Consider the following 11,852-nt stretch of genomic DNA (forward strand, 5'->3'; position numbering starts at 1 on the left):
ATTTTTACAAACACCTCCTCCTCTCTGAAATATACTTCCCCATGAACCTCAAAAGATTAAGGATTTTATTCGCTCTTGTCATGGGGTTGCTTATCCTCCTGTGCGTATGGACCTATTGGAATATCAACAGCTACATTAGGACCGTTGGCAATATCAGACAGACGAATCTCACCACCCAGACGACAACACAAATTCTCTCCCTGATCAAGGATGCCGAGACCGGTCACAGAGGGTATCAACTCACAGAAAATGAGGAATACCTCCAGCCTTACTATCGGGCAAAAATTGATATCCCCGGTCAGCTTTCCAAATTGGATAGTCTCTCCGAATTCATTCCAGAGATCAAAGCACCCGCAGACCAGTTAAGGATTTTGGTCGGCAGGCAGCTTGACATTATCGAGCGAATATTACAGGCGACCAACTGGGAAAACTCCAGTATGCAGGCTGAAGAGATCCGGCTGATGGGTGAGGGAAAGGAGAACATGGACGAGATCCGAAATGTGGCGGATCTGATCACAAAAACAACGAGAAAGTTGGTCTCTGCCGCTTTGGAAGATGAAGGCGGCTTTAAGACAGTCACCCCTATCAACTTGCTGGTGATCGCTCTCATCGCATTTGGCGGCATTCTGCTTCTGTTTACAAGGGCTGTGATGCTGCTTGAGGATCGGGACAAGAAATCCAAAAATCTGGAAATTGCGATACAGGATCTGAAGGAGGAGACCCAGAAAAGGGTACACACGGGAAATCTCCTTCGAAATGTGTTGGATAATTCGCGTGACGTTGTGATGGCCTCCACCGCCGAGCGGGATGAATCGGGGCAGATCGTAGACTTTAAGTTCATTCTGATCAATGATGCAGCTGCGAGGTTAACTCGTCAGAGCCAAACGCAGATGCTTGAGAAGAGATTTTCCGAGATCTTTCCCAAAAACCACGAGCAGCTTTTGCCGGAGTATAGGAGCGTCGTGGAGTCTGGGGATGATTTTCGTCGGGAAGTTGAAGTGGACTTGGACGGCCACCCGGTGTGGTTCAAGATTCTGGCGGTCAAATTCAACGACGGCGTGGTGTTTACCTTTTCCGACATTACAAAAGAGAAGGAGATTGAGCTGCAGCTTCGCAACTATACCCAGGAGCTGAAGCGGTCCAATGAGGACTTGGAGCAATTTGCCTATGTGGCTTCCCATGACCTCCAGGAACCTCTTCGAAAGATCAGGTCTTTTGGCGATCGGCTGATCACCAAATACCATGACAAGATGGACGAGACTGGAAAGGACTACATCGAACGGATGCAGCTCGCCTCGGGACGGATGCAAAATCTGATCGAGGATCTTTTGTCGTTTTCCCGCATCACCCGCAGCAGTGAGCTTCCCGGAAAAGTGGACATGAAAAAGCTGCTTGAGGAGATATCGGACGATATTTCCGATCAAATCTCAAGGGAGAATGCAGTCTTGGAGTTTGAAAAGATGCCCGCGATACTTGGGGTCAAGGGGCAAATCCTGAGGCTTTTCCAAAATCTGATCAGCAACGCGATCAAGTTTAGGAGGTCAGACGAGGATCCTCGGATAAAAATCAGCGGAGAAAAACTCTCAGCGCTTGACTTGACCAAGGAGTTTTCTTTTACCCCCCGCTATAGGAATTACGTGAAGATCACCGTTTCGGATAACGGCATCGGCTTTGATGACAAATATGCAGAGCAGATATTCAACGTGTTCCAACGACTGCATGGCAAAAACGAATTTGAGGGAACTGGCATAGGGCTTGCCATCTGTAAGAAGATTGTGACCCATCATGGAGGAATTATCACAGCCAAAAGTATTGAAGGAATTGGCTCTGAATTTCTTGTTATATTACCTGCCCTAAACTGATAAGATATGTCAAACGTCCCTATGAATAAATTGAACAATAAGGTCACGATCCTCATGGCGGACGATGATGCTGATGATCAGCTCCTACTACAGGAAGCGTTGAAAGAAAACAATATTCCGAACACCGTCTATTTTGTTGAAAACGGGGAGGAGTTGATTGATTTTTTGAACAAAAGAGGAAAGTTTGAAGGAGTAAATTGCACCCCCGGGCTAATCCTGCTGGATCTCAACATGCCCAAGATGGATGGAAGGCAGGCACTAAAGTTGCTCAAGGCCGATCCGGCACTTAAAAAAATACCCATTGTGGTCCTGACGACTTCAAGGGCGGATTCGGATATTCTGGAATGCTATGATCTTGGTGTCAATTCCTTCATCAGCAAGCCGGTGAATTTCGCGGAGCTCGTGGAAACCACTAAGGAAATCTCCAACTATTGGCTGGGAACCGTCACATTGCCCGAATCAAAATAGAAATGCTAGTAGAGGAAATCAAAATCCTGCTGATTGAAGATGATGAGGATGATGCTTTCTTGGTAAAGGAGTATCTTTCAGACGTTAAAAATTTTGTATGCGTGCTGGATTGGGAAGCTAATCCAGAGCGCGGCAAAGTCAAGATTCTCGAGGGAAAGTATGATCTCTTTCTGATTGATTTTTATCTGGGAAAGTCCACTGGTCTTTCGATCATAGATTTTATCCAAAAAAACCAAATCCTGACCCCCGCAATCCTCCTCACGGGCAGAAACGATGCCCAGATAGATGTGGATGCAAGTATGGCGGGAGCCTTTGACTATTTGGTCAAGGGTGATCTCAGGCCGGACATCCTGGAGCGGTCGATTCGATATTCGATCAAGCAAAGCCGAATTATCCGGGAACTGGACGAAAAGGAAAAAAAATACCGGTCCCTATTTGAGCGATCGCTTGACTGTATTTTCCTTGCCAACAGCGATTATTCGATGCTGGAGCTCAACGATTCCTTTCTTGATTTCTTTGGATACAAGCCTTCCCAAAATTCCCTCCTACACCTTCGGGATATCTTTGCCAATCAAGAGGATTTTGAATACTGCGTGGAGCAGCTCAAGGTCCACGAGGTGGTAAAGGACTTTGAGGTGGTACTGTTGACCAAAGACCGAGAGCCCAAGGATTGTCTGTTCAACTGCGTCTTCATCCCTGATCAGGCGGATGATTTTTGCTGTTACCAAGGAATTATCCGGGATCTTACTTTTCGGAAAAGGGCTGAGCGGGAGATGATGGTGGCCGAGAAGCTCTCCATGACGGGCAAACTTGCCCGCACTATCGCCCACGAAATCAGAAATCCCTTGACCAACCTAAACCTAGCCCTAGACAATCTAAAAGAGGAAATATCGGACAGGGAAGAGGACTCCATACTCTACACGGACATTATCCAGCGCAGTTCCAACCGGATCGAGACGCTAATCGGTGATCTCCTCAACTCGTCCAAGCCCAAGGAGCTGCAGCTTGAGTTGAGTTCACTGCATCGTATACTCGACGACGTGCTTGAGTTGGTCAGAGACCGTGCAAAACTCCGAGGAATAAGGATTGCCGAAGAGCTTGAAGAGGAACTGCCTAGGATTTTCGTGGATAGAGAGAAGCTCTCCATCGCACTGGTTAATATTCTCATCAATGGCATCGAAGCCATAGAGCATGCCGAGGGACTTCTTAGTGTGCAAACCGAGCTGCGCGGCAGTTCCATTTTTCTGGTCATTGCAGACAATGGGCAAGGCATTGCCAAGGAAGACCTCAAAAAAATCTTTGACCCATTTTACACCAGCAAGTCGGAAGGGACCGGACTCGGTCTCACTTCCACGTTGAATATCCTCTCCAGCCACAATGCCAGCATACAAGTCAGCAGCACGGTCGGAGTCGGTACCCGTTTCGAAATCGAGTTTCCCCTACCGATGCACTAAAAAAAGGCAGCCCCTGGTGAGAGAGACTGCCCATGCCTTTACTAATCGTCAAGTTTATTTGAATACCCTCGCTCCAAATATAAGCGTGAGTAAAAACAAGACGATAAAAATAAAGAACAAAACCTTTGCGATGGAGGCAGCTCCCGCTGCGATACCACCAAATCCGAAAATCGCCGCGATGATCGCAACGATAAAGAATCCTAAAGCCCAACGTAACATAGTATTTAAGTTTTGGTGAATACTTTTTTGGCAGTTTATAGAAAATAAAATGCCAAGACCCTAAAAAGCCCCTAGAGGTTGATTTTTTGGCAAAGTGTCCCATTTGGATGTAGAAGGCTTTCCCCAAAATCGCTGCAAATTCCCCATAGCGATATTTCAAAACGGCCATTTTCTGGCTTTTTGGGCATATTTACCGCTTGGCACCGCACTTGAATAGAGCAGTGTGCAATTATTTTACGACGCTAAACCACAATGAAAATGAAAACGGACACAAAATTCAAAATCCAAGGATCTTGGAGAGAAATCAAAGGAAAACTCAAGCAAAAGTATGCAGACTTGACCGACGATGATCTGCTATATGAAGAAGGCAAAGACGAGGAGTTGATAGGAAGACTGCAGCGAAAGCTTGGAATGACTATCGATGAAGTCAAAAGTGAAATCAACAGTCTTTAAATTAATGAGAGTCTGAAATAAAATTCTAAAACACAAACCAACAAAAATCATGAAAACGAACGCAATTGCAGCTTTGGCATTCGTCGCATTGGGCTTCACGGCGATTTCTTGCGGTGAAAACAGAGCGGAAAAACAAGCAGAAAGAGAACAGGAAGAGCTCGTCGAAGCTCAAAGAGACTTCGAGAAGGAGCGTACAGAGATGCGTGAAGAGCTTCGGGAAATTGAAACCGAGATCGACAAAAAGATGATGGAGCTCGAGGCTAAGAAGGAAAAAGCCGACGCTGAAATGAAAGCTGAAATCGAGAAAATGGAAATGGAGTTGAAAGAGGAGAAGACTGAAGTCGGCCAGGCTATTGACGATCTCGAAAGAGCAACCGAAAATACCTGGGAAGACGTAAAAACTTCCGTCAACAACACCACCAAAGACATCGAGAATAGCTGGAAAGAATTTAAATCCGATGTCAAAGAGACTGTGGATAATGACAATAAGTAAATGGGTGATGGAGTAGGAAAAGGGGCTGGTTTTTAATCAGCCCTTTTGTTTTTCCGCTAATCCCCTAGTCCCAATGGATCCAAAGAAGTAGTCATCCCATGAAGCTTCAAAAAGCTTGGCGAATACTCAAGAAATCCGTGACGTCCTTTCTACGGGAGGATGCATTCACCTATTCGGCGGCGATCTCATTTTATACGATGCTGTCCCTGCCGGCCGTTCTGCTCATCGTCGTGTCGATCGGCGCGACTCTGTATGAGGAAAACCGGATTCAGAGGGAACTGATAGATCAGATTTCAAGATTGATCGGCCCCTCCACTGCCGGTCAGATCGAGCAGATCCTTGCCGAGGCCTCCATCAGCGAGGGAAATACCCTGCTCGCTCGCGCAGTCGGCATTGGCACGCTGATTTTCAGTTCGACTACAGTGTTTTTTTCGCTTCAGTTGGCCATCAACAAAATCTGGAATATCGAGGCAAAGCCGGAAAAGGGATTTGTGAAATACCTACTCAACCGACTTCTATCCCTAGCGATGGTGATCGGGATAGGATTTGTGTTGATGGTCTCCTTGGTCGTAGAGGCTTTGCTGGTAATCTTCAAAGAATTCGTCCAGGGATTTCAGGAGACACTTTCCCTGATCATCATGAAAGTCGGATCAGAGGTTATCTCCTTCAGTATAGTAATGTTGATTTTTTCGATGATGTACAAGATTCTCCCAGATGCCAAGCTCAGATGGAAAGATGTCTGGGTGGGGGGCTTGATCACAGCAATCCTTTTTGTGGGAGGTAAGCTGCTGATTGGAGTTTATTTGGGAGCGAGCTCGTTGACGGATCTCTACGGAGCGAGTGGGTCATTGGTAGTACTGTTGGTCTGGACTTACTATGCATCGTTTATTTTTCTATTCGGCGCAAAAATCACCTATATATATACCAAGCGAAACGGCGGCGGGATAGAGACCTACGATACTGCTGTCGAAGTGAAAAAAGTAATGATCGAAAAAAGCTCCAAGCAGGAATCGGGAGATCAGCCTGAATCTTGATTTTTACCCAATTTGTGGACTTTGGTAGACTTCGAGTCCGAGCCCAGCGATCGGGAGAAAAAAGAAATTGCTGCAACAGTACGTACCAGCCGAATTTTATTTCCAAAAAGCGATCACTTGGAAAATTGTCTCACAAGAAGTCGAATTGGTCTTGATATTGAACCACTTGAGAAAACAAAAATAAATTAACTATGGCAACCGCAACTAATCAAAAAGCAACCTTGTCCAACCACTTGAACCTGGACGAAAAGGTGATGAAGAAGCTCAATGGGCAACTCAATGACCTATTGGCGGACTACCACGTGTTTTACCAAAACGTGAGAGGGTTTCACTGGAATGTCAGGGGAAATGACTTTTTTGTCCTTCATGAGAAATTTGAAGAATTGTACACGCAACTCTACAAGTTTATCGACGAGCTGGCGGAGCGCATCCTGATGATCGGCTACCGTCCTACTCATGTGTACTCCGACTATCTGAAGAATACCATTCATAAGGAAATCACGGATGTCAAGGATGGAGACGAATGTGTCAACCACGTCATCAATGGCCTAGGCGTATTGGTGTCCTCTCATCGCAAGACAGCCGAGACGGCTGAAGAGGCTGGAGATATCGCAACGGCTGATTTGCTTACGAAGTTTGTTGGGGATCTCGAAAAACGTATGTGGATGTTTACTATGTACAGAAAATAGTCCTCAGATACCAACAAAGCATGGCGACCCATTAATTTGGATCGCCATTTTTTTGTCTCTTTCATTTAGAGGCAGGACGGACACTGATTCGTCTCTCTGTATAATCAGAATATTTGCAGGGAATTGCCAGAAGGAATATGGTGTACGGGCAAGTCTGGCATGTGATCGACCAACCAGTTTTTTAAAAATTCAGAACCGCCTTCTTCACTGGCTGAGTGGCCGATTTCTATCATGGAAAGTTTCATCCCGATCTCGTTTGCAGCGCGCACATATTCGGGAGTTTCCCACTCGTTGGATTCACCACAGACTAACACATCCGGCCGATGTTCCATGATTCGGGTGATTTGCATTCGACCGCCGACCGCACCGGGCAGGAGTAGCACTTTGGAACAGACTTGGTCAAGGTCTCCGACAAAGCGCATGGCTGGTACATTCATGCGCGATTTGATATGGTGAATCATATCTCGAAGTCTCACCTTCGGAACGTTAAGAATCGGGCTTTTTTGTACGTAGTAGTCATTCCATCCAAGCTCTGCTACTACGCCGATCCTCACTCCGTCATCCTGCATTCGATGTACGTAGTCGTGGTTTCTCCAAAGCGTAATTCCGTTTCTTTCCATGAGATCATACTTAGCCCTGAATACAGGATCCTCCTGTAGGTAGTCCGTCTCATCCTGTCCAGAAAAGAACGTGGGCTCGTGGGGAATGATTAGGTTCGCTTTAAGCTCGATGGCTTTCTGGATGATCTCCAGGGTAGTAAACATCGTGGTGACCACGCCGGTCACGACCGTGTCTCGTGAGCCAACCTTGATCGTGTCTACAGTTCGTTCAAAGGGAGCATTGGGAACTTCTGAAACGAACGCATCGATGATTTCACCAACTGTCCAGGTTTTCTGTACTGATATGCCAAAAGAGGGAAACGGGTTGTTAACCAGTCCGGCTCCTGCTAGAGCAGCCGATTTGAGGAGGAATTCCCGGCGGCTAGTTTGGGTATTGGGTATCATAGGTATGAGTGCTGTGAAAAAATGACTTTTGCTATTCCACTTTGATATTAGATATCCAAAGCGTACGTTTCCCGTCGGCATTGAAATGCTCGGTGGCGAATTTCAACGGCCCATGGGATTCTACAGTTTCCCAAGTGACAGGTCTGCCCTCGGGGCCGTTGCCCCTTCTAAATACCCATTCGACGATCATCAGGTTTTCATCCAAGTAGAGATCATAGGCATCTCCTGGCGTATAGCCCATGCCCGCAGATTTTGGTTCACCGGATTGATAGATTATCGTCAGCTTGGTGGAGGGGATCCCTTTGATGGGTGAGCTTGCATTTTCAGTCGTTTCAAAGGTATAGCCAGTATCCCAAGCAAGTTGGAAAGGCATCATTGCCCAGTACTTGTCATTGATGAAGCCACCATCCTGCTTTGGCAAAGAGTCTGCGGTCAGGCTGTAGGTGAAGGTGGTATCAGGACCGGAATAATAGACTGTGCTGTCCTTGATATGCCATTTCCAGTCCCTTGAGAGTACATTGACTGAATCCCGCTGTACATTCCACGTGTAGGCGATCGAATTGACTTGGTCAAAATTCTCGATTCCATAGGCTTTGGCTACTTGAAAAGGAAGGGTGTCGGGCATTTCCTGTTTTTGCTCGCAAGCTGCCACTGTTCCGGCAATAGCGAGTATAAAAAGAAGATTTTTCATGGGCGGCTTTATTTTGAATGGCTATTAATATGACGAGGTCTGGAATCAGCTGATTTTTAGCCTTAAATAAATATAGGAAATAGTAGCAAAGAATGAAGGCGCAAGAATAAAGTAGCCAAGCCAAATGTGGAGTAGCCATTCTCTGATTTTCTGGGCCAAGGTCGTATTCCAGACATCGGTCAAAGGGTGCTACACGTGCTCTTCGCGATAGGTAGGTGTCGGAAATCTGATAAAAAAGGGATTTACTTTGATCGCAAAAAGTGGGTGGATCCCACGGATATCCGGGAAAAAGTTCGGGTTAAGATCAAGCTGTTTGATTTTGGCAAGTTTTCCCCAACCTGATCCAGACAGTCTGGTGAAGTGCTTAAGCTTATTCCAAGTTTGGCAGAGTCTGAGAGGAAGAAATGCCGTCGATAAGGGGAATGATAGCCCTCCAGATTCAAAATCCGCTGAGAAGATGATGTCTCCATTTTTGGCCAGCATGATTCGATCTTGGTTGGGTGTTGCATCCCAGGCGATTTCGACATTTTCTGCCGGAATTCCCCAATTGCTTCGGAGGTTTTGGGTGCTGACTTCTTTTTCGGAAAAACACCTGGTTACCGCCTGTTTTCTCGATTTTCTGAATTTCCCCGGAATGAAAATAACCTGATGAAATGGACCTACCGGACTTTCGCTATAGTTTGCCAAAAGCAGCATGCCCAAACCGCCTTTGAATTTTCCTTTCAGGTGTTTGGGAAGGTTTCCGTAGGTTTCCACCCATTCCCGTTTGAACTTATATACCAACAAAATACCCACTCCTTTGAGCCTCCAAGGCGCTGGGCTTTTTAGCACGTATTTTTTGTCCAATATGAGAGAGTGGTTTTCAGGCATAGGGAGAAGGGCTGATGGAGGTCCAGCCCCCGTCCACGACGAGGGTTTGGCCGGTGATGTGACGCGCCCCATCCGAGAGCAAAAAAACCGCCGCCGCCGCGATATCAGTGGTGCTTGCAGGTCGGCCAAGGGGGGTTAGCTTTGACCAGGTGCCGATATAGTTTGGATCCGAAGTGGTCCTTTCGGTCATCGTCGCACCGGGTGCCACGGTGTTGATTCGGATTCCAAAAGGAGCTAGCTCGAGAACCAAGTTTTTGGCCAGCATTTCTACGGCTGCCTTACTCATGGCGTAGGCCGCAAGATTTTCGTGGCTTTGATGCGCAGTGACCGAGGAAGTCAGAAGGATCGAGCCCCCATCCGGCTGCCTTTTCATTATTCTGGCCGCCGCTTGGGTCAAAAAGAATGTGCCTGCCTGATTGATTCGGACAACTTCGAAAAAGTCTTCCCGGCTATAGTCTAAAAAATTGCCAAAAAGTGTAATCCCTGCGTTAGCCACCACCTGATCGATGTGCCCGAAGTGACGCATCGCCATCTCCACCATTTCCGAAATGACTTCTTCTGATGCCGAGTCCCCTGCGCAACCGAACACGGAACCTTTCCCTGCCCCGCTCAGCGAAGCCACTGCCTCCTCGGTGAGGCCTTGTTCGAGATCGTTTAGAATCACATGAGAACCCGTTTCCAGCAAGCTCCGGGCGATTTCAAGTCCGATTCCCTGTCCGGCGCCGGTGATGAGGGCCACTTTCTGATTTTTCATAGTGAGTAGGTGTATCCCCTCCCGGAAATTAGCCCTTGGAGGGGTGCTACGGCAAGCTTATACTTTTTTTTCAATTAGTGTGAATCCCGCTTTACCTCCGATCCGGAGCTTCCTTGCAGAAAGTCGAAATCAACTCCCTCATGGGCTTGGTTTACCTTGTCAAGAAATAGATTGACATAACCTCTTTCGTAAGGCAATCGAGTTGGCACAAATTCTTTTCTCCTTTTTTCAAACTCCTCTTCTGAGATCAGAAGATTGAGGCTGCGATTTGGGACATCGAGGGATATCATATCTCCGTTTTGGACAAAGGCAAGCGGACCACCGATGGCAGATTCCGGGGACACGTGCAGCACGACGGTTCCAAATCCCGTTCCGCTCATACGCCCATCTGAGATTCGGATCATGTCTTTGAAGCCTTTTTCCAGTACCTTTTTAGGAAGTCCCATATTGCCGACCTCCGGCATTCCTGGGTAGCCCTTTGGGCCGACGTTTTTCATCACCATGACGCACGTTTCGTCGATATCGAGATCCGGATCATCCACTTTTGCCTTGTAGTCGTCGATATTTTCGAAGACCACCGCTCGTCCGGTATGCACAAGTAGTTCTGGAGTAGCGGCAGAAGGTTTCAGCACTGCTCCATTTGGGCAAAGATTTCCCTTCAGCACGGCAATGCCGGAATCGGGTTTAATGGGTTTCTCCAGAGTTCCGATCAGGTTTCTGTCCCAGCATTCTGCCTTGGAAATGTTTTCGCCAATGGTTTTGCCATTAACAGTGAGGGCATCCGTGTGGAGGTGTTTTTCGATTTCGCGCATGACGGCAGGCAGCCCGCCAGCATAGAAGAGGTCTTCGACCCAATGTTCTCCCGAGGGCTGGACGTTGGCGATGAGAGGGATTTTTGATGAAAAATAATCGAAATCGGTCAGGTCCAATTCAACTCCGATTCGCTTGGCTATCGCTGTCAGATGGAGAATGAAATTAGTCGAGCCTCCAACAGCTGCATTGACCATGATGGAGTTTTCAAAGGCCTTTCGGGTCAGGATCTTGCTCATCTTTAGGTCTTCCTTCACCATTTCCACGATACGCATCCCGGTGAGATGGGCCAGGACCTTGCGCCGGGAATCCGCGGCGGGGATGGTGGCATTGTCCGGCAATGATAGGCCAAGCGCTTCTACCATCGCAGCCATGGTGGATGCTGTTCCCATCGGTGCGCAGTGACCCGCCGAACGTGACATTGCCGCTTCTGCTTCGATAAACTCTTCTTGGGAAAGCCTTCCCATCTTAAAGTCCTCGGCAAATCTCCAGATGTCTGAAGTGCCTATTCTTTTCCCTTTGAATCTACCCACGAGCATGGGGCCTCCAGACAGCACCAAAGCTGGTAAGTCTACTGAGGCAGCGCCCATCACAAGGGAGGGCGTGGTCTTGTCGCAGCCGCACATGAGTACTACGCCATCCATGGGATTGGCGCGGATGCTTTCTTCCACATCCATGGACGCCAAGTTTCGGAAAAGCATCGCCGTTGGCTTGATGGAACACTCGCCCAAGGACATCACAGGAAACTCCAAGGGAAAACCGCCTGCCTCCCAAATTCCTTTTTTCAGGCATTCAGCCAGTTCCCGAAAATGTGCATTGCAAGGGGTGAGTTCGGACCAGGTATTGCAGATGCCAATGACGGGTTTGTCGCCCTCAAAAAGGTGATGGGGCAATCCTTGGTTTTTCATCCAGGATCTGTAAATAAAACCGTCTTTTCCGGTTCGGCCGTACCATTCTTGGCTACGGAGCTTTTTCTTGGTCATGGGTATAATGGGTTGAGCTAACTGGCTAAAAAGATAGCAAAAAAAGGGGGACGCCTGAAAAATCGGGA

The 11,852-nt window shown here is 47.5% G+C and carries 13 protein-coding genes; 7 read left to right on the forward strand and 6 right to left on the reverse strand.

What is annotated here, in order from left to right:
• The first annotated feature begins 41 nt into the window (after positions 1 to 41).
• The 3 genes from J0A67_RS18680 to J0A67_RS18690 are packed head-to-tail and all read left to right on the forward strand — an operon-like array spanning position 42 to position 3,784.
• Complete coding sequence (locus tag J0A67_RS18680; RefSeq protein WP_206570914.1) at positions 42 to 1,862, forward strand: sensor histidine kinase; 1,821 nt, start codon at positions 42 to 44, stop codon at positions 1,860 to 1,862.
• A gap of 21 nt (positions 1,863 to 1,883) precedes the next feature.
• On the forward strand, positions 1,884 to 2,330 hold the full coding sequence (locus J0A67_RS18685) for a response regulator (protein ID WP_206570915.1): 447 nt from the start codon (positions 1,884 to 1,886) through the stop codon (positions 2,328 to 2,330).
• 2 nt (positions 2,331 to 2,332) lie between these two features.
• Positions 2,333 to 3,784: an ATP-binding response regulator gene (locus J0A67_RS18690; RefSeq protein WP_206570916.1), complete on the forward strand. Its 1,452-nt coding sequence runs from the start codon at positions 2,333 to 2,335 to the stop codon at positions 3,782 to 3,784.
• Between the two features lie 54 nt (positions 3,785 to 3,838).
• On the opposite strand, the gene J0A67_RS18695 is transcribed toward J0A67_RS18690, so the two are convergent.
• On the reverse strand, positions 3,839 to 4,003 hold the full coding sequence (locus tag J0A67_RS18695) for a DUF1328 family protein (protein ID WP_206570917.1): 165 nt from the start codon (positions 4,001 to 4,003) through the stop codon (positions 3,839 to 3,841).
• Between the two features lie 258 nt (positions 4,004 to 4,261).
• On the opposite strand from J0A67_RS18695, the gene J0A67_RS18700 reads away from it, so the two are divergent.
• The 4 genes from J0A67_RS18700 (at position 4,262) to J0A67_RS18715 (ending at position 6,672) form a co-directional block, all read left to right on the forward strand.
• On the forward strand, positions 4,262 to 4,456 hold the full coding sequence (locus J0A67_RS18700) for a CsbD family protein (RefSeq protein WP_206570918.1): 195 nt from the start codon (positions 4,262 to 4,264) through the stop codon (positions 4,454 to 4,456).
• Positions 4,457 to 4,505: 49 nt separating this feature from the next.
• Positions 4,506 to 4,949 (forward strand): sll1863 family stress response protein, encoded by a 444-nt coding sequence (locus tag J0A67_RS18705; RefSeq protein ID WP_206570919.1) that lies wholly within the window; start codon positions 4,506 to 4,508, stop codon positions 4,947 to 4,949.
• A 98-nt stretch (positions 4,950 to 5,047) separates the two neighbouring features.
• A complete protein-coding gene (locus J0A67_RS18710; protein ID WP_206570920.1) occupies positions 5,048 to 5,983 on the forward strand; it encodes a YihY/virulence factor BrkB family protein in 936 nt (311 codons plus the stop codon).
• Between the two features lie 191 nt (positions 5,984 to 6,174).
• The gene (locus J0A67_RS18715; RefSeq protein WP_206570921.1) at positions 6,175 to 6,672 is read left to right on the forward strand and encodes a Dps family protein; all 498 of its coding nucleotides are present in this window, start codon (positions 6,175 to 6,177) and stop codon (positions 6,670 to 6,672) included.
• A gap of 104 nt (positions 6,673 to 6,776) precedes the next feature.
• Here J0A67_RS18715 and J0A67_RS18720 read toward each other — a convergent pair whose 3' ends face one another.
• The 5 genes from J0A67_RS18720 to J0A67_RS18740 form a co-directional block, all read right to left on the reverse strand.
• A complete protein-coding gene (locus tag J0A67_RS18720; RefSeq protein ID WP_206570922.1) occupies positions 6,777 to 7,676 on the reverse strand; it encodes a Nif3-like dinuclear metal center hexameric protein in 900 nt (299 codons plus the stop codon).
• Positions 7,677 to 7,707: 31 nt separating this feature from the next.
• Positions 7,708 to 8,367, reverse strand: coding sequence for a hypothetical protein (locus J0A67_RS18725; RefSeq protein ID WP_206570923.1), 660 nt, complete (start codon positions 8,365 to 8,367; stop codon positions 7,708 to 7,710).
• A gap of 189 nt (positions 8,368 to 8,556) precedes the next feature.
• Entirely contained in the window at positions 8,557 to 9,237 is a 681-nt protein-coding gene (locus tag J0A67_RS18730) for a hypothetical protein (RefSeq protein ID WP_206570924.1), read from the reverse strand.
• On the reverse strand, positions 9,230 to 9,991 hold the full coding sequence (locus tag J0A67_RS18735; protein WP_206570925.1) for an SDR family NAD(P)-dependent oxidoreductase: 762 nt from the start codon (positions 9,989 to 9,991) through the stop codon (positions 9,230 to 9,232). The genes J0A67_RS18730 and J0A67_RS18735 overlap by 8 nt, the downstream gene beginning before the upstream one ends.
• Positions 9,992 to 10,065: 74 nt before the next feature.
• Positions 10,066 to 11,784: an IlvD/Edd family dehydratase gene (locus tag J0A67_RS18740; protein ID WP_206570926.1), complete on the reverse strand. Its 1,719-nt coding sequence runs from the start codon at positions 11,782 to 11,784 to the stop codon at positions 10,066 to 10,068.
• Positions 11,785 to 11,852 lie beyond the last annotated feature (68 nt).

It is taken from the genome of Algoriphagus aestuariicola (assembly GCF_017254835.1).
Taxonomy (GTDB): Bacteria; Bacteroidota; Bacteroidia; order Cytophagales; family Cyclobacteriaceae; genus Algoriphagus; species Algoriphagus aestuariicola.

Bases quoted from the DNA above. Each gene is read 5' to 3' on its own strand.
- J0A67_RS18720 (WP_206570922.1), bottom strand. From the start codon at position 7,676: ATGATACCCAATACCCAAACTAGCCGCCGGGAATTCCTCCTCAAATCG.
- J0A67_RS18710 (WP_206570920.1), top strand. From the start codon at position 5,048: ATGAAGCTTCAAAAAGCTTGGCGAATACTCAAGAAATCCGTGACGTCC.
- J0A67_RS18680 (WP_206570914.1), top strand. From the start codon at position 42: ATGAACCTCAAAAGATTAAGGATTTTATTCGCTCTTGTCATGGGGTTG.
- J0A67_RS18690 (WP_206570916.1), top strand. From the start codon at position 2,333: ATGCTAGTAGAGGAAATCAAAATCCTGCTGATTGAAGATGATGAGGAT.
- J0A67_RS18725 (WP_206570923.1), bottom strand. From the start codon at position 8,367: ATGAAAAATCTTCTTTTTATACTCGCTATTGCCGGAACAGTGGCAGCT.
- J0A67_RS18740 (WP_206570926.1), bottom strand. From the start codon at position 11,784: ATGACCAAGAAAAAGCTCCGTAGCCAAGAATGGTACGGCCGAACCGGA.
- J0A67_RS18735 (WP_206570925.1), bottom strand. From the start codon at position 9,991: ATGAAAAATCAGAAAGTGGCCCTCATCACCGGCGCCGGACAGGGAATC.
- J0A67_RS18695 (WP_206570917.1), bottom strand. From the start codon at position 4,003: ATGTTACGTTGGGCTTTAGGATTCTTTATCGTTGCGATCATCGCGGCG.
- J0A67_RS18685 (WP_206570915.1), top strand. From the start codon at position 1,884: ATGAATAAATTGAACAATAAGGTCACGATCCTCATGGCGGACGATGAT.
- J0A67_RS18705 (WP_206570919.1), top strand. From the start codon at position 4,506: ATGAAAACGAACGCAATTGCAGCTTTGGCATTCGTCGCATTGGGCTTC.
- J0A67_RS18715 (WP_206570921.1), top strand. From the start codon at position 6,175: ATGGCAACCGCAACTAATCAAAAAGCAACCTTGTCCAACCACTTGAAC.
- J0A67_RS18700 (WP_206570918.1), top strand. From the start codon at position 4,262: ATGAAAACGGACACAAAATTCAAAATCCAAGGATCTTGGAGAGAAATC.
- J0A67_RS18730 (WP_206570924.1), bottom strand. From the start codon at position 9,237: ATGCCTGAAAACCACTCTCTCATATTGGACAAAAAATACGTGCTAAAA.